The sequence below is a fragment of the uncultured Paraglaciecola sp. genome, from assembly GCF_943787955.1.
In the GTDB taxonomy this organism is placed as follows: domain Bacteria; phylum Pseudomonadota; class Gammaproteobacteria; order Enterobacterales; family Alteromonadaceae; genus Paraglaciecola.
Genome location: NZ_CALSOK010000002.1, coordinates 166,605 through 189,829, shown reverse-complemented (window position 1 = coordinate 189,829; position 23,225 = coordinate 166,605). Strand labels below are relative to the sequence as shown.

At 41.4% G+C, this 23,225-nt stretch carries 15 protein-coding genes and 1 pseudogene; 13 read left to right on the top strand and 3 right to left on the bottom strand.

The window, feature by feature from the left end; translation table 11 throughout:
* Positions 1 to 144: 144 nt before the first annotated feature.
* Complete coding sequence (locus Q0Y52_RS01495) at positions 145 to 2,304, bottom strand: alpha-galactosidase (protein WP_297817075.1); 2,160 nt, start codon at positions 2,302 to 2,304, stop codon at positions 145 to 147.
* 522 nt (positions 2,305 to 2,826) lie between these two features.
* On the opposite strand from Q0Y52_RS01495, the gene Q0Y52_RS01490 reads away from it, so the two are divergent.
* From Q0Y52_RS01490 to Q0Y52_RS01465, 6 genes and pseudogenes are all read left to right on the top strand, one after another.
* The gene (locus Q0Y52_RS01490; protein WP_297817072.1) at positions 2,827 to 5,640 is read left to right on the top strand and encodes a TonB-dependent receptor; all 2,814 of its coding nucleotides are present in this window, start codon (positions 2,827 to 2,829) and stop codon (positions 5,638 to 5,640) included.
* A 192-nt stretch (positions 5,641 to 5,832) separates the two neighbouring features.
* Positions 5,833 to 7,371, top strand: coding sequence for a tryptophan halogenase family protein (locus Q0Y52_RS01485; RefSeq protein WP_297817069.1), 1,539 nt, complete (start codon positions 5,833 to 5,835; stop codon positions 7,369 to 7,371).
* A gap of 6 nt (positions 7,372 to 7,377) precedes the next feature.
* Positions 7,378 to 8,142 carry a SapC family protein gene (locus tag Q0Y52_RS01480; RefSeq protein ID WP_297817066.1) on the top strand — a complete coding sequence of 255 codons (765 nt, stop codon included), beginning with the start codon at positions 7,378 to 7,380 and terminating at the stop codon, positions 8,140 to 8,142.
* Positions 8,143 to 8,247: 105 nt separating this feature from the next.
* A pseudogene (locus Q0Y52_RS01475) lies at positions 8,248 to 9,727 on the top strand (SLC5 family protein).
* A gap of 16 nt (positions 9,728 to 9,743) precedes the next feature.
* A complete protein-coding gene (locus Q0Y52_RS01470) occupies positions 9,744 to 11,351 on the top strand; it encodes an FAD-dependent oxidoreductase (RefSeq protein ID WP_297817064.1) in 1,608 nt (535 codons plus the stop codon).
* Between the two features lie 357 nt (positions 11,352 to 11,708).
* Entirely contained in the window at positions 11,709 to 12,482 is a 774-nt protein-coding gene (locus tag Q0Y52_RS01465) for a SapC family protein (protein WP_297817061.1), read from the top strand.
* A 96-nt stretch (positions 12,483 to 12,578) separates the two neighbouring features.
* Here Q0Y52_RS01465 and Q0Y52_RS01460 read toward each other — a convergent pair whose 3' ends face one another.
* Both Q0Y52_RS01460 and glpK read right to left on the bottom strand, forming a co-directional pair.
* On the bottom strand, positions 12,579 to 13,652 hold the full coding sequence (locus tag Q0Y52_RS01460) for an aldose epimerase family protein (protein ID WP_297817058.1): 1,074 nt from the start codon (positions 13,650 to 13,652) through the stop codon (positions 12,579 to 12,581).
* Positions 13,649 to 15,142: a glycerol kinase GlpK gene (glpK, locus tag Q0Y52_RS01455; RefSeq protein ID WP_297817055.1), complete on the bottom strand. Its 1,494-nt coding sequence runs from the start codon at positions 15,140 to 15,142 to the stop codon at positions 13,649 to 13,651. Before glpK ends, Q0Y52_RS01460 begins: the two co-directional genes overlap by 4 nt.
* Before the next feature lie 489 nt (positions 15,143 to 15,631).
* On the opposite strand from glpK, the gene mraZ reads away from it, so the two are divergent.
* From mraZ to mraY, 7 genes are read left to right on the top strand one after another with little or no spacing between them, the layout of a single operon-like run.
* Positions 15,632 to 16,090, top strand: a complete 459-nt coding sequence (mraZ, locus tag Q0Y52_RS01450; protein WP_297817053.1) for a division/cell wall cluster transcriptional repressor MraZ — start codon at positions 15,632 to 15,634, stop codon at positions 16,088 to 16,090.
* Entirely contained in the window at positions 16,090 to 17,025 is a 936-nt protein-coding gene (gene rsmH / locus Q0Y52_RS01445; protein ID WP_297817050.1) for a 16S rRNA (cytosine(1402)-N(4))-methyltransferase RsmH, read from the top strand. Before mraZ ends, rsmH begins: the two co-directional genes overlap by 1 nt.
* Complete coding sequence (gene ftsL, locus Q0Y52_RS01440; RefSeq protein WP_297817047.1) at positions 17,022 to 17,342, top strand: cell division protein FtsL; 321 nt, start codon at positions 17,022 to 17,024, stop codon at positions 17,340 to 17,342. Before rsmH ends, ftsL begins: the two co-directional genes overlap by 4 nt.
* Entirely contained in the window at positions 17,339 to 19,177 is a 1,839-nt protein-coding gene (locus Q0Y52_RS01435; RefSeq protein ID WP_297817045.1) for a penicillin-binding transpeptidase domain-containing protein, read from the top strand. Before ftsL ends, Q0Y52_RS01435 begins: the two co-directional genes overlap by 4 nt.
* Positions 19,167 to 20,729 (top strand): UDP-N-acetylmuramoyl-L-alanyl-D-glutamate--2,6-diaminopimelate ligase, encoded by a 1,563-nt coding sequence (murE, locus tag Q0Y52_RS01430; RefSeq protein WP_297817043.1) that lies wholly within the window; start codon positions 19,167 to 19,169, stop codon positions 20,727 to 20,729. Before Q0Y52_RS01435 ends, murE begins: the two co-directional genes overlap by 11 nt.
* The gene (gene murF, locus Q0Y52_RS01425) at positions 20,726 to 22,135 is read left to right on the top strand and encodes a UDP-N-acetylmuramoyl-tripeptide--D-alanyl-D-alanine ligase (protein ID WP_297817039.1); all 1,410 of its coding nucleotides are present in this window, start codon (positions 20,726 to 20,728) and stop codon (positions 22,133 to 22,135) included. The genes murE and murF overlap by 4 nt, the downstream gene beginning before the upstream one ends.
* Positions 22,129 to 23,211, top strand: coding sequence for a phospho-N-acetylmuramoyl-pentapeptide-transferase (gene mraY, locus Q0Y52_RS01420; protein ID WP_297817037.1), 1,083 nt, complete (start codon positions 22,129 to 22,131; stop codon positions 23,209 to 23,211). Before murF ends, mraY begins: the two co-directional genes overlap by 7 nt.
* Positions 23,212 to 23,225: the final 14 nt, after the last annotated feature.

Genomic DNA, 23,225 nt, shown 5'->3' with positions numbered 1-23,225 from the left:
GGATTAAGTTGTAATTGATTAAAGATGATTGTTGAGGAGAATTTCCCTAACTATTCTTTTGGATGTAGTCTGAGTCTATAGGTTGCAGAGATAAAGTAAAAGCCCCCAGAAAGCTAAAGGCCCTTCCATTTAGGGAAATTTAAGCTAGCTGACTTTGGATAAATGGAAAATTAGGCTGCTTTGTGGTGTTAGTAAGGGCAATTGCATACCCAGTTGCATCAATACTTCACCTGAAAACTGTTTGCCGTCTACGTTGGGAAGACAAGTCTTAAAATTGAAGATTGAAGCTTTAGGCCAGTGTTCGCCTGATTTTATTGGCCAGATAATATCTAATTTGTATACAGTTTGCTTATCTAGTCCAGCAAAGTGGAATTGGTCTGGTAACGAAGCTGAGCTGCAAGCAATCAAGCTATACGAAAACAGCGCTTCAGATTTATCTTGTGCAACTATGCCTAATCCATGCATGTAGTCAGGTAATTCTAGCCGGAATAAATCACCAGAATGCACCAGTTGACGGTGTTTTTTATACAGCTCAACCATCGCTTTTAACTCGACAGTTTCCTCGTCGGTTAATTCGCGTAAGTCCATTTCCATGCCCATATGACCAAACAAGGTGACCGATGCTCGCATAGCCATATTGATATTTCTATGGGTGATATGACAGTCTCTAGGTCCCACATGTGAGCCCATTAATTCAGCGGGGAAAAAATAGGAAAAGCCTTTTTGGATCTTTAATCTTTCTAACGCATCGTTTGAGTCAGATGTCCAAATGCGATCGGTGTGTGCTAACACCCCATAATCGGCGCGACCGCCCCCAGATGCACAACTTTCAATTTCCACCCCTGGGTGCGTAGATTTTAACTTGGCTAATAACTGATAGAAGGCGTGGGTTTGATTATGAACCGCAGGTTTTCCGTTTGCATTGCCTGGGTGGTTGAGATCTCTGTTCATATCCCATTTGATGTATGTAATGTCGTACTCAGTCAATAAACTATCAATACGTTCAAACAGGTAATCAAATACTGCCTGGCGGCTTAAGTCTAATACTAACTGGTTGCGGAACCCTGTTTGAGGATTGGGGGGGGTGCCCAATATCCAATCAGGGTGAGCACGAAACAAGTTACTGTTTGGATTTACCATTTCGGGTTCAAACCAAAGACCAAATTCTAAGCCCACAGCTTTGACATGCTCGATGAGTGGCGTTAAGCCTTGTGGGTAGTACTTTTTGTCTACGTACCAATCACCTAAACCTGCTGTGTCATCATCACGACCAATAAACCAACCATCGTCTAATACAAAACGTTCTGCTCCTAATGCGCTGGCTCGTGTGGCTAAGTCCTTTAATGTATCGACATCGTGATCAAAATAAATGCCTTCCCAGGTATTGTAATGCACCGGCCGAGGTTTGTTTTTAACTGATTCCCGAATTAAATGTTTACGCACATATTGATGATATTGCTGAGAAAGAGCCGATAAGCCTTGACTGGTATAACTGGCGTAAAGAGTAGGAGAGATATAAGTTTCGCCCTGTTGCAATACTATTTCACCGGGTAATAAGAGTTCGCCCATTTGCACAAAAGCACGTCCATCGCCCATTTTTTCTGCAACAATTTTATGATTACCACTCCAACCAAGATGAAACCCATAGGCTTCACCTTGTAATTGATCGGTGGCTTTGGTGCGCATGATGAGCCCTGGAAAACTATCATGTGATGTTCTTCCGCGGCGGTTTTCACGCACGTAGGAACCAAAATTTTGCTCTAGATGATGCTCTTGAAACTCCCCCGCCCAATGACCTTCAAATCCAATAATATGTTTAAAATAGCTAGGAATAGAAAGCGTCGCAGCTGCGCACCAGTCTACATGAACAGCGCTATCGCTGTTATTAATCAATTCTGTTGAAATCGCCAGAACGTCCGTTTCTGCATCCATATTGAGTGTATGAATCACTTGGAGGTTTCGGTTGGTATCTATGTTGGTGATTTTATAGTGATTGGGCGCTAAACATTCAATCTTTGATATTTTAGTGGCTACCGACCATTGATCTGTTTCCCCATGCAAACTTAGACCAGGATGTCCAATATATCCCTGGCCCGTGGTAGGTGTTAAAGAACGGCGTATTTCTTTCATCGGTGAAGCGGGCGCCTCTTGCCTTAAACGCAATGTGCTCATCATCTGGCCTGTACTTTGTGCGGAGAGTTTTTCACGCCAGTACATAATCTGCGGTGCGTCATTACTGCAATCGATGACCAAGCTACTGTTTCGCCCAGTAAGTGAAATATAGTTTTGTGGAGAAGTTGTCATATTTGGGTTTTTAACCTTATTAAAACGCTTAGAAAATCGACGCCAAGAAATTGAGGCTGTTATAGCGTGAGAATAATATCTTTTGCAATTAAAACTAGCTAACTTTTCTTAGGTTTTAGATAAAACAAACATTAAAAAGCTTCAAATGTTAATTTTTTGATTGAGGTGAGGCGTTATTTGTTAATGAATATAAGTAATAATAAATTGTATATATCATTTTAAAAAATACTCTTTTGTCTTATATAAGTGTAAGTTGGATGGGCTGTTAGCATATGTAGCATAAGGCTTTGATGAAATGTAAGTTAGTCGTGAGTCAAGATATTACTTTGTAACGTCGACTGTAACGGCTAGTAAATGGCAAAGTGCAATATTTTTATGTTGCAAAAATGTTGATAAGTTGTTGTCGGTTGGACTGATGCTTGCCTGTTTTATTTGAACACGCATATTCGTAACAAAGCCAAATGGCTAAAAGTTATGGCATCTTAATATAATAATTAATTAGACAAAAACAGGACACACCATATGAAAAAAAATTATCTTTGGGCAGCAGTAAAGGCTGCTTTAATATTACCCGCAGCTACGTTAAGTATGTCTTCAGTCGTTGCTCAAGAAGCAACCGCAACTGATGATATTGAAGTCATTCAAGTAAGGGGCATTGTAAGTAGTTTAAAACGCGCAATGTTAAATAAAAAAGAATCGCTGATTGTCTCAGATGGTATTGCTGCTGAAGACTTGGGTAAATTCCCAGATTTAAACGTTGCTGAATCATTGCAACGAATAACGGGTGTGTCTATTGACCGAAGTGGTGGTGAAGGGCAGTTTGTTACGGTTCGTGGATTTGGTCCACAATTTAACAACGTACTAGTCAATGGTCGTCAAATCGCCACTGAAAATCCAGGTCGAGAATTCAGTTTTGATGTGTTAGCTGCAGAGATGATCAGTGGAGCTGATGTTTATAAAAGTACACGTGCTGATCTCCAAGAAGGTGGCATAGGCGCAACTATTAATGTATCAACGGCAAGACCTTTTGATATTGACGGTTTTAGGGTAGCTGGTTCAGTAAAAGCAACCTACGAAAAACTAAATGAAAAAACCTCACCAAGCGCCTCGGTTTTAATTAGTAACACATTTGATGATGATAAATTTGGTGTGTTATTTTCTGCATCACATCAACAGCGTGATGTTGACATTAACTCCATTGGAACAACAGGCTGGCGTCCAGGCATTAATCTATCTAATACCGCAGGTGAAGTACTTGCAAGTAATGTATATATACCTCGAAATATCGATCATATATCTGATCAGCAAGAGCGAACCAGAACCAATGCTTCATTAGTATTGCAGTATGCACCTAGTGACGAGATATCAATTACTTTTGATGGCTTTATGTCTGAATTTGAAGTGGACTCTATCCAGCATGATTTAGCTGCTTGGTACGAACCGACTCGTGTTGGCAGTGTCACAGTTGATCCCGAAACTCGCACTGCAACGTTTATTGACCAAGTGGGTGGTAATGCAGCAACCGATTTTGTTGAGAGTTCAGGTAATAGCCGTAACGTCTCTATCGAAGCTTTGGGATTGAATGTTGAGTGGGATATTAATGATAAATTAAAAGCTAATTTTGATTTTTCATCCTCGAGTGCTGAAAATGATACATCTGATGGCAGTAATTTTTTTACTGTTATCGGCATAGTGAATAATTATCAAACCTCTCTTGATGGTGGAAGTTTCACTACACAGCATAATGGTTTTTCTGGCGGTTCTCTGCCTGACGCAAGTTTAGGGCGCACCCACGTTTATGGTAAAGGTGGTGTAGATAATAAAGATGATGTGAATGAGATAAAAGCTGATTTTATCTATACACCTGACAGCGATACCTTTACTCAAATGAAGTTCGGTGCTTATCATCAGGATCGTAAAAAATCTATTCAAAACTTCTCTCACACAAATAACATTGCGGGCATGTTCGGTTTGTTCGGTGGTTATCGTGGCTCCGTCCCTAGCGGAACATTAGTACCATACACGGCGAATAACTTTTTCAAGGGCGTAACCGATACTTGGTACACATATGATGCAGCGGCTTTCTTTGATGTATTATCAACTAACTCAGCAATGCAATTAGACAATGATGGCACGTTAGGAATACCAGCAGGGACCACTGCAGCCATTATCGCGGCTAACAATGGATGGGATCCTGAGCGTACGGGTGATTTTTCTATCATCAGTGAAGAAGTGACGAGTCTGTATTTGGATTTTGTGTTTCAGGGTGAATTAGGCGATATGCCATGGACAGTGAACGTTGGTGCAAGGTACAGTGAAACTAATACGTCTGTAGAAGGTGCTGAACGTGTTTTGGCCGATGTTATCGCAACCAGTGATACTACATTGTTCCAGAATGTCTATGAAGGTTCAGAAGCTCCGGTTACAAAAGGTGGCAGTTATGCCAACTTGCTCCCCAGTGTGAACTTTAAGCTAGATGTTCAAGATGACATGGTATTACGCTTCTCTTTTTATGACTCGTTAACTCGACCTACTTTGTCGCAGTTATCTTCTGTGACAAATATTGGTGAGCCTCGTTTACAAAACCTTACTGCAGCCGGTGGTAACCCTGCGCTTAAACCCTTCAAGTCCCAAAACTGGGACTTGTCCTATGAATGGTACTTTGGTGATGCAAGCTCATTAACCTTCGCTTATTTTAATAAAGAAGTAGATGACTTTATTACAACCTTGCGCGGTGAAGAGACATTCGTTCTTGGAAATCGTGCAAGCACACCAGGCAATATTTGTGGAAACTGTGCACCTGATCAACTTCCTCCAGGTGCGATTGTTTCTGATGAATTGCAAGGTGCTTCAGAAAACTATTTGGTAAGTCGTCCACAAAATGGCGAAACAGCCCAAGTCAATGGTTTTGAATTATCCGTAACCCATGTGTGGGAAAATGGTTTTGGTGTTTCTGCTAATGCCACTGTTGTTAACAGTGATGCAGAGATTGATACTACCGTTTCACAAACGTTTGCGTTAGAAGGATTAGGCAATTCACAAAACTTGATAATGTTTTATGAGAAAGATGCATTGCAAGCACGTATTGCCTACAACAACCGAGAAGCTTTCCTGCAAACCCTTGCTGCTGGAACGGGTGAACCAGAGTTTGTCGATACGTATGGGCAATGGGATGCAAGTGCCAGTTATGATATCAACGAAAACATTACTGTTTTTATCGAAGGCATTAATTTGACAGGTGTAGAAACGCGGAAACATGGTCGTTTTGCAATTCAAACTACTCAAATCCAAGATACTGGAACACGCTATGCAGTAGGCGTACGCGCTAATTTCTAGTATGTCACGCAGGCTTGTCAGATGAACCTCGTCTGACAGGCATTGATGTGAAGTGTATCCGATGGCCTGTGGCATTATTGTCCGGGCCGTTTTTATCTAAAATGTTATTTATTATTACTTTACGGTTTTATTACATGTCGTTTTAGATAAGAATAAAATATCAAAAATTTTAAGATGGACAGACTCCTTATCATGTCAAAAGCAGTTAAAAAATTAGTGGTAGTAGGTGGTGGTACGGCTGGATGGTTAACTGCGGCAGTGATAGCGGCACACCATCAAAGTATTACCGCGGAAGGTCAAAAACCCGCGGTGCATGTCGTACTAGTGGAGTCTTCTGACATTCCTACTGTGGGGGTGGGTGAAGGCACTTGGCCGACTATGAAAAATACCATGCAGCAAATTGGTATTAAAGAAAGTGACTTATTTGAAAAATGTCATGCAGTATTCAAGCAAGGTGGAAAATTTGTTGACTGGGTCAATGGAAATGGTGATTTTTATTATCATCCTTTTACAGTCCCCCTGGGTTACGGCCGTATCGATTTAGCTCCTTATGTAAAAAACATTGAAAACTATGCAGTAGAGTCGAATTTTCAACATCATATTTGTGAAGCTGGGCTCGCACCCAGAACCATGGCCGAAACAGAATATAAGGGGCAATGTAATTATGCTTATCATCTGGATGCAGGCGCTTTTGCTGAGTTATTAAAAGACCATTGTAAAAGTAAATTAGGTGTTGAGCATGTCGTCGCTACCGTTGAAGATACTGTTTTAACTAACGACGGCGCAATAAAACATATTGTGGCATCTGGAGTGGGTGTGATTAGTGCAGATTTATTTGTTGACTGTACCGGTTTTGCTTCTTTGCTTTTGGGAAAAGCCTTAGACGTACCTTTTGTTTCCGTTGATGATGTATTGTTTAATGATACGGCATTGGCAATGCACGTTCCCTATGAAGATATAGACAGTCCTATTGCCTGTCATACTATAGCTACCGCGCAAAATGCAGGCTGGATTTGGGATATTGGCTTAACCCATAGACGTGGTGTCGGGCATGTGTATTCGTCAGATTATTTGAGTGACGATGAAGCCGAAACCAACTTGCGTAAATATCTTGGTGTGGCTGCAGAGGGTATTAGTGCTCGAAAAATAAATTTTAAATCGGGACATAGAAAGCAGTTTTGGAAGAAAAATTGTGTTGCTGTTGGTATGTCAGCTGGGTTTGTTGAACCGTTGGAGGCCACGGCTATTATGTTGGTGGAGTTGTCAGCCAGATATATAGCCGAAAATTTGCCTGCCGATGCTTCATTGTTGCCGATAGCAGAAAAGCGTTTTAATCAACAAATGCAATACCGTTGGCAGCGTATTATAGACTTTCTCAAGTTGCATTATATGTTGACTAAACGCCCCGAACCTTATTGGCAAGCTCATGTAGCTGAAGCTTCAATTCCTGAAAGCTTAAAAGAAGACTTAGCAATATGGTCGTATCGAGGCCCAACCAGCCAAGACTTTGATAGTGCCATCGAACTGTTCCCAGCGGCAAGTTACCAATATGTGCTATATGGCATGGGTTTTAATCCTGATTTTAGTAAACAAAGTCACTTATATCGTCAACATCAGCAAGCTGAACAGATTATAAAACGCAACCAACAGCTTACTCAACAGATGTTGCAAACATTGCCACCGCACAGAGATTATATTGAAAAGTGGCTAGCCTCAGCGAATAAGAGATAACAACAGATGTCAGAATTAGTTGAACTAAGTAGTACTCAACATCAAGGTTTAAAAGTAAGAGTAAATTGTGGTGTTGAAGTTGCTGCAACCCAGCAAATAGTTAAATTGCGAGTGAATGAGGTGGGGCGGGCTGCAGGTAATTTCCCAATATTCTTTACACGAAGTGCGCAAGATGGTGCATTAGTACTTTCTGCTTTGACAAGCTTCGAAAGTCAACAAAATATGTTTGTAAAGGACGGACAATGGCAATCGACCTATCAGCCCAGTGCCATAAAGACCTTCCCCTTCTTTTTGATGCGCTCTAAATCGGATGCAAAAAGTTATACCATAGGCATTGATGAAAAAAATCAGGTTTTCTCTAAGGAACACGGCGAATTATTATTTGAAGAAAATGGCAAAGCGTCTATGCAACTTAGCCGCGCAAAAGTATTACTCGAAGCTGATATTCAAAATGATATACATACCTTCCAGTTTGGCAAAGAGCTCGAACAAATGGGGTTGTTAAAAAGCATCGATTTGGTCGTGCAGTATCAGGATGGAACAAATCAAAGCATTACTGGGTTGATAACGATTGACGAAGATAAGATTAATGCCCTATCTGCAGAACAGTTACATGGCTTAAACCAACAGGGGTATCTGGTGCAAATTCATGCGCTATTGATTTCAATTTATCAACTCAACTCAATTATACAAAAACAAAATAGTCACATTGACTTACCTAAGGTGGCGCAACTGAAAATTGAAGTGGCGAAAGATAGGGCAGCTGGTTAAACCGTATGTATCACCTTCGTTTTTTATAGAAAAAAAACAGCATAATACATTAAAATAATAAGTTTGCTTTTCCTACAAAAGGCAAACTGGCCAAGGAGCCATAATATGTCAGAAACCATGATCCAAGTGTCGATATTTGCAGTTGTTACCGCACTTATTGGTTTATTAACCTACATACAGTGCAAGGGTAAAGGTCGTTTACAAAATGCGACCGAAGGTCAGCAAAATAAGGAGTTATTTCTGGCAGGTGGTGGCTTGAAATGGTATTTCATAGCCGGCTCAATAACCTTGACTAATTTAAGTACCGATCAATTGGTTGGCACAAATGGTACACAAATGGCGTTACTTGCCTGGTGGGAGTTTGCTGCTTTAGTAGGGTTGATGATTTTAGCCAAGGTGTTTTTTGCCCTTGTATTATAAGTATCAATGCACTACTACCACAGAATTATTAGAAAAACGTTATCAAAATAAAAATATCCGTGCTGTGATCGGTGCGCTGTTTTTCTTGAGTAGCGCTTTGATATTTTGCCCTGCGGTCATTTATTCTGGCTCTTTGTTTATGAAAACCATGTTTGATTTGGATATACCGTTAATGTACATAGCTGTGGCGTTTGCCACTTTAGGTGCGATGTATGCAATTTTTGGTGGTTTGCGGGCGGTTGCTGTGTCAGATACCTATTCAGGTGTGTTGCTATTAACAATGGCCATCGTCATCGTGTTTCTGGCGCTTAATGCCGTTAATTATGACTTTTCTAGTATACCAGCTGACAGACTTACTTTGATTGGTGACAACGAATCCCCCATTCCTTGGCACACCTTGTTAACAGGTATGATCTTTATTCAAATGTTTTACTGGGGAACCAATCAGGTTATCACCCAGCGCGCAATGGCAGCGCCTTCTTTAAAAGAAGCGCAGAAGGGTGTGTTTGCAGCGGTTGGAATACGTCTTCTTATTGTACCTGCTATTGTGGTTATTCCAGGTATTGTTTCCTTTCAGTTATACGGCGATATTGGCGATGCTGCATACGGAAAAATAGTGGGTGATCTTCTACCTACTTGGATGTCTGGCATATTTGCTGCCGCAATGGCAGCAGCAGTATTATCGACTTTTAACAGTAATTTGAATTCGGCCACGGCGCTGTATGTCTGTGACCTTCACGAACCCTACATTGGCCACCCAAAAAATGTGTCCAAGTTAAGTGCTTGGATCACAGTAAGCTTAACGGTGATCGCCTTATTGTTGGTGCCTGTTTATGCGCAAGCAGACAGCATCATTAATCTATTGCAACAGCTTTGGGGTTTATTCAGCATGCCGATTTTATCAATATTTATAGTCGGTTTAGTGTTTAGAAACGTACATGCCAATGCGGGTATTGTTGCAGTCATCTTTGGAGTGTTTTTATACGGTTTCTTATCATTCGAATTTTCACCTTTCCATGCTCCCTTTGGTTTGCACTATATCCATTTGATGTTTATCACCCTGATTTCTTGTGTGAGCATGGCGTTGTTAATTAACAAAGTATTCTATAAACAAAATGCTGAACTTGCGTGGGGTAGCGACGACGGATTAATTCAAGAATCGTAAAATAAACGGAAACAGTGTGCATAATCTTAGAAAGACTAATATTCAAAAATTGCCAGAAAAAATCTTCGATGTATTGATCATCGGAGGTGGCATTAATGGGGCGGTATCCGCAGCGGCACTGGCAGCAAAAGGAGCAAAAGTCGCCTTGATTGATAAAGGTGATTTTGCTGGCTTTACTAGTTCTAACTCGTCCAATCTGGCTTGGGGCGGGATAAAATATTTAGAAAGTCATGAATATGGACTAGTCAATAAATTGTGCAAAAGCCGCAATCATCTGATGCGCAGTTATCCATCTACTGTAAAAGAAATTCGTTTCTTTACTAGTATTCAAAAAGGTTTTCGTTTCCCATCCTTATTTGTGTTTATGGGTACGCTTGTTTATTGGTTGATGGGACGTTTTTTCACTCAAAGCCCGCAGTATTTATCCGCCGCTAAAATTAAGACACTTGAAAATGTGGTGAACACTGAAAATCTCAATGGTGGCTTTGAATACTCGGATGCATTTTTACACGATAACGATGCACGCTTTGTGTTTAATTTTATTCGCTCGAGTATGAGCTATGGTTGTATTGCCGCTAATTATGTACAAGCAAATGGCTCTGAAAAAATCGATGGACAATGGAAAACCCAAGCCAAAGATGTGATCAGTGGTGAGGCATTCGAAATTCGCTCTAAGGTGATTATCAACTCAGCAGGCCCTTTTGTTGATCCTATGAATCAAGTGAATCAGCAGACAACGGAGCATCATCATTTATTTTCAAAAGGCATACACCTGATTGTTGATAAAATCACTGATAGCAATAAAGTCCTCACTTTTTTTGCTGATGATGGGCGTTTATTTTTTGTGATCCCTATGGGTCCCAAAACCTGCATTGGCACAACTGATACTCAAGTCGAAGATCCTCATGCAACTGTGACAGACGAAGACCGGCAATTTGTTTTAGATAATGTGAATAAACTTTTAGATTTACCCAAACCATTGACGCAAGCCGATATCATCGCCGAACGCTGTGGGGTGCGTCCTCTTGCTATAAAAGATAAAGGGGGGGTTGCAGACTGGGTGCAATTGTCCCGTAAACATGCTGTCGATACCAATAAAGTTGACAAATATCTATCCATCTTTGGCGGAAAACTTACTGATTGTATCAACGTTGGCGACGAGGTCGCTGGTTTGGTTAAAGAACTGGGCATTACCCTGCCTTATGCAAATTACAAATGGTACGGTGAGCCAGATGATACGGTGCGAGACGAGTTTTTTCATCGTGCTGAGCTTATGGACTTTGATGCATTAACGCCTGCCACCTCCTCAGAGCCTTTGACTAAAAGATTCTGGCGAAGGTACGGGCGTAACGCTATTAATATGTTAGAAAAAATCCGTGAAAGCCCAGAAAAAGCTGAATTGTTAATCGAAACGTCAGAATACTTGCGGGTAGAAATTGAGCATGCTGCAGAGCGCGAAATGGTGACTAAATTAGAGGACTTTTTACGTCGCCGCTCGAAGATATCATTAGTCGTCAGACAACAAGACATCCTATCTGCTCCTGGCTTGAAAGAAGCCTGTGAGATATTGTTTGGTGACGAGGCGGATGCTAAGTTACAAGAATATATTGAGGCAGTGAGCTGATGTTTGTTAGCTATTTTTGATGATATAGATATGCGACTGTTTAAACAAAACCGAGGCCAATAACTTGTCTCTATACAGTCATTCTTAATAATGATTTGTGTTTTTTTACAAAGCATTTCAATGTCTGATTTTCTTGGCATTTGCTTTTTGTGCACAAAACTAGCCTTTCTCACAATAATCAGAGTCTTATTTTTACGACAGCAAAACATGAGACTAAAACTAAATAGTTACAAATAAATTACATTTCTGTTTTTTATAGCTTGTAAAAGTTATAATGATCCCCAAATTAAATCGCACACAAATGAGATCTGGACGGCTTATAAACCGCCTTATCAAAAATAATTAGAGAACATTTTAATGACTATGAATTATATCCCCCTAGATAAAAATAAACATAAAGACTTACATGTAAAACTTAACGGTGATTATGCCCATACTAAAGATACACATTTAGCAGCTGCATCAATCCGTGAATACGCTCAAATTGCCAGTTGTATGCCAATCATCTTCATCAAAGATCCTAAAAGCGACACTACCCACAGTGTTGCGATGTTAGGTATTGAGCAAAGTGTTAATTTGTTTATGCAAGGCGGAAAATGGTCTGGTCATGTTGTGCCCCTTAATATTCAACGTTACCCTTTTGATGTGCGCCCAGATGGTGACAAGTTAGGTGTGTTTATCGATGAAAGCTCTGATTTAGTTGGTCAAGAGGGTGAGCCACTTTTCACAGAAGACGCACCTAGCCCTTTCTTAGATAATCGTCAAAAATTACTATCAGAATTAGCTAACAGCGAAATGGCTACACGGGAATTTGTTAAGAAAGTTGAAGAATTGGATTTATTTGAATCAATTGTTATCCGTGCGCAATATGTTGACGGCCAACAACGTAACATCAACGGTATGCAAACTATCAGCGAAAAGCGGTTACAAGCCTTAGATGCTGCCACCATCGATAATTTACATAAACTCGGTTATTTAGGTGCAATATATGCGGTAATGTTGTCTCTTGGACAATTGAACCGTTTAGTTCAGCTTACTCAAAGCGGTGAAAACCCTGTCAGAGCTTTACAACTGCAACCAGAAGAGCCCTCTGGGGAAGTGGCTGCAGAAGCAACACCAAAAGCGAACTAACCCTCTAAAAAGAAACCTAGATTAGTGTGATACGAAAGCCCGTTACAAATTTATTGTAACGGGCTTTTTGCATTATTAGTAACAGACAAAAAACATCTAAAGTGAATGTTCTTTATATAACACTTCATATTCAGTCACAGAATAAAACTCTTTACCTGCTTCTAATATAGCGCTGGGGAAGCTCAGTTGGTTAGGCGTGTCTGGGTAAAATTGGGTTTCAAAACACACCCCTTGATTAGCTTGGTAACTCGCGCCTTCTTTTCCAGCTTTATTTGAGAAATGATTGGCTGTGAAGATTTGAATACCAGGCATAGTAGTGTAGATCTTGAGCTCGATCCCGGACCCTTTGACTAATGCTTTTCCTGCATAGGTAACCGTTTTGGCTTTTGAAGTGAATAAGTCCAAGCATAAGTTGTGATCTAAACCATTGCCATATTCAATTTGTTGATGATCTGAATTTAGAGCCTGTCCGATCGTGGTCAGCGACCTAAAATCAAAAGGGGTATTATCCACCTCAGTAATCTCACCAGTAGGGATGGCCTGGTTGTCTGTTGGCGTATAGTGACTGGCTAATATTTGAACTTGATGGGATTTGACTGAGCCGCTGTTATGGCCTAACAAATTAAAATAACTGTGATTGGTAGGATTATATACCGTATTTTGTTCACCCGTGGCAAAGTATTCTATTTTTAGACGATTATGCTCAGTTAAGGTATAAACTACCTTAGCTATTAATTTGCTAGGAAAACCTTGATCGCCATCAGGGCTGGTTAGCTCCAACATAATGGATGGGTTATCGCCGCTAGATAACACTGTGCTCTGCCACACTTTGCTATTGAATCCTTGGCTACCACCATGAAGACAATTTTCATTTTGGTTGATATTTGTTTGATGTTTGATACCTGCTAAGCTAAATTTTCCTTTGTTAATACGGTTTGCATACCTGCCTACTAACGCGCCTGCATAGCTGTCGTCAGACAAGTAGTCACCCACTGTATCAAAGCCTAAAACAATATCGGTGTGTTCAATTTTATTTTTGGGTATCAACCAGCGGCGAATAATCCCACCAAGGTTGAGGATCTCGATACTGACATTATGGTTATTGGTTAAGCAAAACTGTTTAACTATTGTGCCATCTGGCATTTTGCCAAAGGTCGATTGGTTTATCATGCTTTAAAACTTAAGGTGCTTTGAATGGCACTTGACCAGCCTTTCAGCAACTTTTCACGTTTTGTAGCATCCATACTTGGTTTAAAGCGGCTATCGATTTGGTTCATGCTCGCCAACTCGTCGGTCGATTGGTAAATTCCCACTTGTAAACCGGCTAAATAAGCCGCGCCTAATGCTGTGGTTTCCATAACTTTAGGGCGTTCTACTGTTACATTGAGTACACCGGCCAAAAACTGACAAACCCAGCTATTGGCTACCATGCCGCCATCGACTCTTAATTTTTGTGGTCTGATGCCATCTTCACTCATGGCTGTAAGTAAATCCGAGGTTTGCAAACAGACAGACTCAAGTGCCGCTCGGGCTAGGTGTGCACTGCTCGTGGCACGGGTTAAACCAAAGATGGCACCTCTGGCATCAGGTGCCCAGTAGGGGGTGCCTAACCCTGCAAAAGCGGGTACCAAGAATACGCCATGATCATCGGGGATACTTTTGGCCATGGCTTCTGTTTCAGATGCACTTTCAATAATTTTTAAGCCATCTCTGAGCCATTGTACGGCTGCACCGGCAATAAATATTGAGCCCTCTGATGCATAGTGAGTTTGACCTTTAATAGTGTAAGCCACAGTGGTGAGTAGTTTGTTTTTGGATACATGCGCTTTTTCGCCGGTATTTAACAACACAAAACAACCTGTGCCATAGGTACTTTTGATGTCGCCCTGATGAAAACAACATTGGCCAATACTGGCTGCTTGTTGGTCACCGGCTACTCCTGCGATTGGAATCGAATAACTAAATAGTCCTTCTGTAGTGTGCCCAAAATCATCAGCGCATTCCTTCACTTCGGGTAACATCAATTTGGGCACATCAAAAATGTCGAGCAACGTATCATCCCAACACAAGTTATGGATATTGAATAAATTGGTGCGACTGGCATTAGTAACATCAGTGGCATGGATTTTTCCACCTGTTAAGCGCCAAATGAGAAAACTGTCTACTGTGCCAAAAGCCAACTCGTTGGCGTTGGCCCTTTGCCTTGCACCCTCAACATTATCCAAGATCCAAGCGACTTTTGAAGCTGAAAAATATGGGTCGAGCAATAAACCTGTACGTTCTTGAACCGCTGGTAAATAGCCAGCATTTTGTAGTTCTCTGCATTGCGAAGCCGTGCGTCTGTCCTGCCATACAATGGCATTGTAAATGGGCTTGCCGGTCTTTTTATCCCATACCAAAGTGGTTTCTCTTTGGTTAGTGACACCTATAGCGACAACAACGGCTCCTTTTTTTGTGGCTTGGGCAATCGCCTGCTCACATACATTGACGGTTGTGGTCCAAATATCTTCTGGATCATGTTCCACCCATCCATCATTGGGATAATGTTGGGGAAATTCTTGCTGGGCTGAAGCAACAATACTCGAATCTGGGGCAAAAACGATGGCTCTGCTAGAGGTGGTACCTTGGTCGATAGACAAAATGCAGTTTGCTAGCGGCATGTGATATTCCTTTGGGTAGATAGACAATAATTTTAATTATTTCAGATGTTTAATGATTAGATAACATCCTCTTAACAATGTGTGGCGAGTATAATATTTTTATGCAGAGAACATAACCAATTTTCCATGCTATGTTTGTTTGTATTCATTGCCCTTCTAAACCCATACGACCTCCTATTAAAAAACGGTAAGCCTATTATTTCTGCTGTTATCAAGTTGCGCTAACCTGCTGGTTTTTACCGCTAATTCAAACACTTCTATAAAACCAGTGATGACAACCCTGACAAACCGATCAAATTGCAACTTTTAGTCCTTGACATGAACGACAGGTGGTACCTAAACTGTCACTTGTGGGTAAAAGTGGCATAAAGTGGATCTGACGGGTTAGATAATCCCAAAATAGCATAAAAAAATAAGAGCAGATTTTGTGAAGTGTTGTGTTTACTAGTTAATTTTCGATAGATAAAAATAAAAAAGGTTAGGGGAATTATGTTCCGCGGCGCTAATGCAATCAACCTAGATGTTAAAGGTCGGGTGACTATACCAACAAGGTATAGGCAGTCTTTGCTTGATGATTGTCAGGGACAACTGGTGTGTACTATCGACACGCAACAACCTTGTTTGCTGCTTTACCCGCTTCCCGAATGGGAAGAAATTGAACTTAAATTAAGCCGTCTCTCGAGTATGAATCAACACGAACGTAGAATGCAGCGATTATTGTTGGGGTATGCCAGTGAAGGAGATATGGATAAAAATGGGCGGTTTTTATTAGGCGCACCTTTGCGTCAGCATGCCAAGTTGGATAAACAGATTATGTTAGTGGGCCAATTCAATAAGTTTGAAATCTGGGATGTGGAAGTATGGCAGCAACAAATCAATTTAGATATAGCCACTGAACAAGAAGCTAACTTTGAATTGACTGAGCGACTTCAGGATTTCTCACTTTAATGGAAAACGATTTTTCACATCTGTCTGTGTTACTGCAGGAGTCTATCGACGGCTTAGCTATTAAGCCTGATGGTATCTACATGGATGCCACGTTTGGACGCGGCGGTCACTCTAGTCAAATATTAAAAGCCTTATCACCTAGGGGGCAGCTAATTGCTATCGATCGGGATCTTAGTGCCATTGACGCGGCAAAATCCTTAGCAGGCGACTTGCGTTTTTCTATTCATCATCGGCCATTTTCTGAATTACAAGCCGTAGCCGAAGAGCTGGGTTTAATTGGTAAAATTGACGGCATCTTAATGGATCTCGGTGTGTCTTCACCCCAGCTAGATGATGCTGAACGCGGATTTAGTTTTATGCGTAATGGCCCTCTAGATATGCGAATGGACATTACCAGAGGTATAAGTGCTGCAGATTGGTTAGCTGTTGCTGAAGAGCAAGATATCACCCAAGTGATTAAAGAGTTTGGTGAAGAAAAGTTTGGTAAACGTATTGCTCACGGTATTGTGAATGCACGTCAAATTGCGCCTATCACCGATACTGCGCAATTGGCTCAGATTATTGATTTGGCTGTGCCGGTGAAAGACAAACACAAGCATCCTGCTACCCGAAGCTTCCAAGCAATACGTATCTATGTCAACAGCGAGTTGGACGAAATCAAAACTGGCCTAAAAGCGGCTTTGTCTACTTTAGCACCACAAGGACGTTTAACAGTTATCAGTTTTCATTCTTTGGAAGACCGCTTGGTAAAACGTTTTATACGCGAGCAAAGTCGCGGTTTGAATGTACCTCATGGCATGCCTATTATGCAGTCAAAAATAGATGCAGCGAAAGCGATGAAACCTATAGGCAAAGCAATTAAACCATCGGCTGATGAATTAAAACGAAATGTTCGAGCGCGAAGTTCGGTGTTAAGGGTGGCCGAAAAGTTATGAGTGCCCCCAATACGAACTTTAATCTATTCAGTTTTATAGCTGCTGATTTAACCCGCCATCCAGTGCGGGTTTTGTTGTTTCTAGCACTCTTAGTTAGCGCGGGGTTAGTGATACTCAGTGCGCACCATAACAGACAAATGTCCATAGCCATCGAACGCTTGATGCAAGAGAAAGATCAGCTAGATGTGGAGTGGCGTAATTTAGTGCTTGAGCAAAGTGCTCTAACTGAACATAACCGAATTGAGGCGCTGGTTACAAGTCAGCTCAACATGCATCGTTCCTTACCCAGTGAAGAAGTGGTAGTGAGGATAAAATGAACCGAGGCAGCACTCATTCAACAAACAAAAGCAGAACCAATCAAGCAAAAGTGAATAGTGCGCCAAGTCTATTACATTGGCGTTTTATTGTCGTGGTTGCAGTGATTGTATTGGTGTTTGTTGGTTTGAGTATTCGTGCAGCGTATATACAAGTTGTCTCACCAGATTTATTAATACAACGTGGTGATAATCGCACTTTACGAACCCGTGTTAATCCTTTGCATAGAGGTTTGATTGTTGACCGAAATGGTCAGCAGTTGGCGGTCAGCGTGCCAGTTCGAGCAATCTGGGCCGATCCCAAAGCAATTGCACAATCAACACAAGAAACTGAGGAAAAAGCTAAGGAAGAACCTGGTTTCGATTTGATGGCTAAGCAGAATCAGAATAATAAGCGTTGGCAGGCGTTGGCTGAAGTATTAGGGCAAAATATAGATGAGCTAAAAGAAAAAGTTAGACATTCAGAAAAGCGTTTTGTGTACCTGCAGCGTCAAGTTTCCCCTGCAATGGCTGAATATGTTGAAAAACTCAAGATAGCTGGAATATATTTACGTGATGAATCAAGACGTTATTACCCAAGTGGCGAAGTATCAGCACACGTAGTTGGTTTTACTAATGTTGATGATGCCGGCATAGAAGGAGTCGAAAAGTTATACAATAAATGGTTGGCAGGTGCCCAAGGCTCACGCAAAATTCGCAGTGATGCAAAAGGCCGAATGGTCGAGCTAATTGCATCTGAAAAAGGTGAAAAGCCGCAAAATATTCAATTAACCATTGATCAACGTATTCAAGCTTTAGCATATAAAGAATTAAAACAGGCGGTTCAATATTACAACGCGACATCTGGCTCGGCTGTGGTCGTGGCGGTTAAAACGGGTGAAATTCTTGCCCTAGTTAATAGTCCTTCTTATAACCCGAATAACAGAACGGGAGTGTCTGCACACAGAATTCGTAATCGCGCAGTGACCGATGCATACGAACCCGGTTCATCAGTTAAGCCTCTGGCAGTATTGAGCGCATTAGAATTTGGAACTGCACAAGCAGATTCTTTGATTGATACCTCACCTGGGTGGATGCATCTAGGTGGTAACATTGTCAGAGATCCTAGAAATTATGGTGAAATTGATTTGACCGAAGTTATTCGAAAGTCCAGCAATATGGGGACCTCAAAATTGGCTCTGTCGGTACCTAAAGAATTTTTGCTAGATATGTACTACAACATTGGCTTAATGAGCGATAGTGGCGCCAATTTACTTGGGGAAAGCAGCGGTATTTTTAATAATAGAAACCGTTGGTCTGACTTCGAATTATCTACTCTCTCTTTCGGTTACGGTATATCAGTTACAGCTTTGCAGCTTGCGAAAATGTATAGCATTTTAGGTGATGGCGGCGTCAAACGTCCACTTAGCATCGTAAAACCTGATGCGCCTGTTGCGAGCGAAAGAGTTCTTAGTGAGCATTCTACGAAACAAGTATTACACATGATGGAAAGTGTATTGCAAGAGGGTGGCTCTGCAGAAAAGGCCAGTGTGCCAGGGTATCGTGTAGCAGGTAAAACCGGCACCAGTCGTAAGGCAAATGTCAATGGTTACGGTGATGAATATGTGAACATCTTTGCAGGCGTTGCACCTGTTTCAGATCCTCGGTTGGCGGTGGTCATTTTAATTAATGAGCCTAAAGGTGAACTCTATTATGCAGGGCTAACTGCAGCCCCGGTATTTGCCAAGATTATGGCCGCCAGTTTACAGATGTTGAACGTACCACCGGATGATAAAACCGTATCATCATTAGCCGTAACTCCTGTTAAAACTAATTTGGAGACTCTAAATGCAGGCTGATATGGTAAGTATTAATAAGCAATTTCTTCAGGCGTTTGATCAAAGTATCAAGCCGTTGTTGGCTAATTTCAACATTAATGCACCAGACATTATGATCAGCGATTTAGTCTTAGACAGCAGAGATGTCGCAATTCATAAAGCATTTATTGCCATTGATGGACACATATTGGATGGCCGTGACTTTATTCCTCAAGCGGTCAGTTTAGGCGCTAAAGTGATCGTGGCGCAATGTGACGACATAGCGAGACATGGTCATGTTGAAATGCGTGAACAAAGTGTCATTGTGCATTTTTATCAACTATCGGAAAAGCTTTCAGAATTAGCTGGGTGTTTTTATCAGTTTCCAGCTGATTCAATGTCTGTAATCGCAGTCACTGGTACAAATGGTAAAACTTCTACCGTGCAGTTAACTAGCCAGTTAGCCCATTTGATGGGGGAAAGAGCAGCTTCTATCGGCACGTTAGGTACAGGCATGTATTCACCGACTGGTAACACACAAGCTTTACAAAACAGCGTTAACACCACGCCAGATGCTATCAGTATGCAACGTTTATTGGCTAAATTTGTTGACGAAGGTGCATTTCAAGTTGCACTGGAAGCGTCGTCACATGCATTAGTACAAAATCGTATCAAAGCTGTTAAAACCGACATTGCTATTTTTACCAATCTAAGCCGTGATCATCTTGACTACCATAGGTCAATGACCGAATACGGGTTGGCGAAAAGGCTTTTGTTGTCCCAGCCCGAATTGGCTTACGCAATAATAAATGTCAATGATCCTGAGCATAAAAACTGGTTGGTAAATATACCCAAGACAACCTCTGTTGTACTTTATGGGCAGAATATTAGTGCCTCTGAGATGCCCGTCGAGTATCAATACTGTGTGGCAAATAATATACGCTATAACGCGGATGGAATAGCTTTATCCATACAATCCTCTTGGGGGGAATGTGAACTACGATTATTGCTATTAGCTGAATTTAACGTAGCTAATGTTTTAGCTGCTATCTGCAGTCAATTATGTCTGGGTAAAAGCCTAAAACAGATTGCTTATATCGTACAGAAGCTTAAACCTGTTGCCGGAAGAATGGAGCTTCATAGCCGTCAAAACCATGCAACAATAGTCGTGGATTATGCCCACACGCCAGATGCCCTCGAAAAAGCTTTGTTAGCTGCAAAACAACATTGTCATGGAAAATTATTCTGTGTATTTGGTTGTGGTGGCGATCGTGATGCAGGTAAACGTTCTTTGATGGGCGAAATTGCTGAAAGGTTGTCCGACCAAGTTATCTTAACTGATGACAATGTGCGCAGTGAAAACCCGAAAGACATTATTCAAGACATCTTAGAAGGCTGTATAAATCCAGAAAAAGTTTCCGTAGAACATGACCGTAAAACTGCGATCAAAGCGGCTGCAAAGCAGGCTTCTGCGGGGGACATTATTTTAGTCGCGGGTAAAGGCCATGAAAATTATCAAATTATAGGTAATCAAACACTGGTATATGATGAACGTCAGTTTGTTGCACTTTTTCAAGAGGGGAAAACAGTATGATCCCGGTTTCACTATCTTGGGTGGCAGAACAGGTTAATGGGCAATTAATAGCTCAGCAAAAGCAGGATGTGATAATCGAAGGTGTCAGCACCGATACCAGAAGTATTTTACCTACTGATTTGTTTTTGGCACTAGAAGGCCCACATTTTGATGGGCATAAGTTTGTGCAACAAGCTGAAGAAAAAGGTGCAATTGCGTTGATTTTATCACGTAAAGTTGAAACCCAGCTTCCTTACGTTTTGGTTGAAGATACCACGCAGGCATTGGGCTTATTAGGGGCGGCGGTAAAGGCGAAAGTTGCTCCCAAAACAGTCGGTATAACTGGTAGCAGCGGTAAAACAACGGTTAAGGAAATGGTTGCTGCCATCTTATCGCGTCGAGGGAAAGTGCTGGCAACTAAAGGTAATTTTAATAATGACTTAGGTGTGCCAATGACGTTGCTTAGATTAGAGCAACGACATGAGTTTGCGGTAATTGAGATGGGTGCCAATCATTTAGGTGAAATTGCCTATACCACTAATTTGGTTAAGCCTGATGTAGCCACTATTGTGAATGCCGCCGCTGCTCACTTAGAAGGTTTTGGGAATTTGCTCGGGGTAGCACGAGCAAAAAGTGAAATATTTAAAGGTTTATCTAAGAACAAAGGTTTAGCGGTAGTCAATGCAGATAGTCAGTTTACTGATTATTGGATAAATAAACTGAAGCACAATAACGTGCAAACCTTCTCTGCTAAAAAACAAGCAGATGTGTATGCACAAGATATTATTCTTGGTATGAACGGCTGTGCCCAATTTGAATTAGTCACGCCGATAGGGCGTGCAGCTATTAGTCTATCTTTGCCAGGTCAACATAATGTAAGTAATGCTTTGGTTTCTGCTGCGTTGGCTTTGCACGTGGGAGCGACTTTAGACGATGTTCGCAATGGTTTGATGTCTATGCCTCATGTTGCGGGACGTTTGCACGTCAAACAACTGACTAATCAAGTGAAAATTTTGGATGACACCTACAATGCAAATGTAGGCTCAGTGAATGCTGCAATCGAGTTATTGTCTAGCTTTGCGGGAAGAAAAATACTGGTACTTGGCGATATGGCAGAATTGGGTGAAAAAGCGCGCTATTACCATGAACAGGTAGGTGAATATGCCAAGCAAAAAGGTATAGATCATCTTTATACCTTGGGTGTGTTAAGTCAAAGTGCGAGCGCGGTGTTCACTGATAAGGGGCGCCATTTTAGTTGTTTAGTGCAGATGGTTGAATTTATCAACCAACAAATATTACCAGAAAAACATGATGTCAGTATTTTGGTTAAAGGTTCTCGTAGTGCAAGAATGGAATTAGTTGTTAAAGCGCTGGAGGACTCCCCATTGGGAAAGCTTGAACGGTTTAGGGAGCAAATTGCATGCTGATTTGGCTAGCCGATTGGATACAGCAATTTGATACGAGCTTTCGAGTATTTTCGTATTTAACCTTGCGCGCTATCTTAAGTACCCTAACCGCATTGTTTATTGCTGTGATTATTGGGCCTAAAATGATCCGTTGGTTGCAGCGCATGCAAATTGGCCAAACTATACGGGATGATGGTCCAGAATCCCATTTGGCGAAATCAGGTACTCCCACAATGGGGGGGCTGTTGATTTTGGCGGCTATTCTGTTGAGCGTTCTGTTGTGGGCAGATTTGAGCAATAGGTATGTGTGGGTCACCTTGTTTGTTTTGGTGAGTTTTGGGGCGATTGGCTTTGTTGATGATTACCGTAAAGTTATTCGTAAAGACGCCAAAGGTTTAATCGCTCGCTGGAAGTATCTTTGGCAGTCTGTGATTGCCCTTGCTGTCGCGTTTTATTTATATTCTAGTCAACAAAATCCAGCTGAAACAGCTTTGTTAGTCCCATTTTTTAAAGACGTTATGCCGCAAATGGGCATGTTATTTATGGTGGTGACATACTTTGTCATTGTTGGCACAAGTAACGCAGTGAACTTGACTGACGGTTTAGATGGGCTTGCAATTGTCCCCGTTGTTTTAGTTGCAGGCGCTTTTGCCATATTTGCTTATGTGACAGGCAACATCAATTTCTCTACTTATTTACATATACCTTATCTGCCACTTACCAGTGAGTTAGTCATTGTGTGCACTGCTATAGTCGGCGCTGGTTTAGGATTTTTGTGGTTTAACACTTATCCGGCTCAAGTATTTATGGGCGATGTTGGCTCTTTGGCATTAGGTGGAACATTGGGTGTACTCGCGGTGTTAGTTCGCCAAGAAATCGTTTTGTTTATTATGGGCGGTATTTTTGTGGTCGAAACGTTGTCCGTTATTTTGCAAGTCGGGTCATTTAAATTACGTGGCAAACGTATTTTTAGAATGGCGCCAATACATCACCACTATGAATTAAAAGGTTGGCCTGAGCCGCGCGTTATTGTGCGTTTTTGGATTATTTCTTTGATGTTAGTGCTGGTGGGATTAGCGACCTTGAAATTGCGTTAAAGGAAGAATAAATA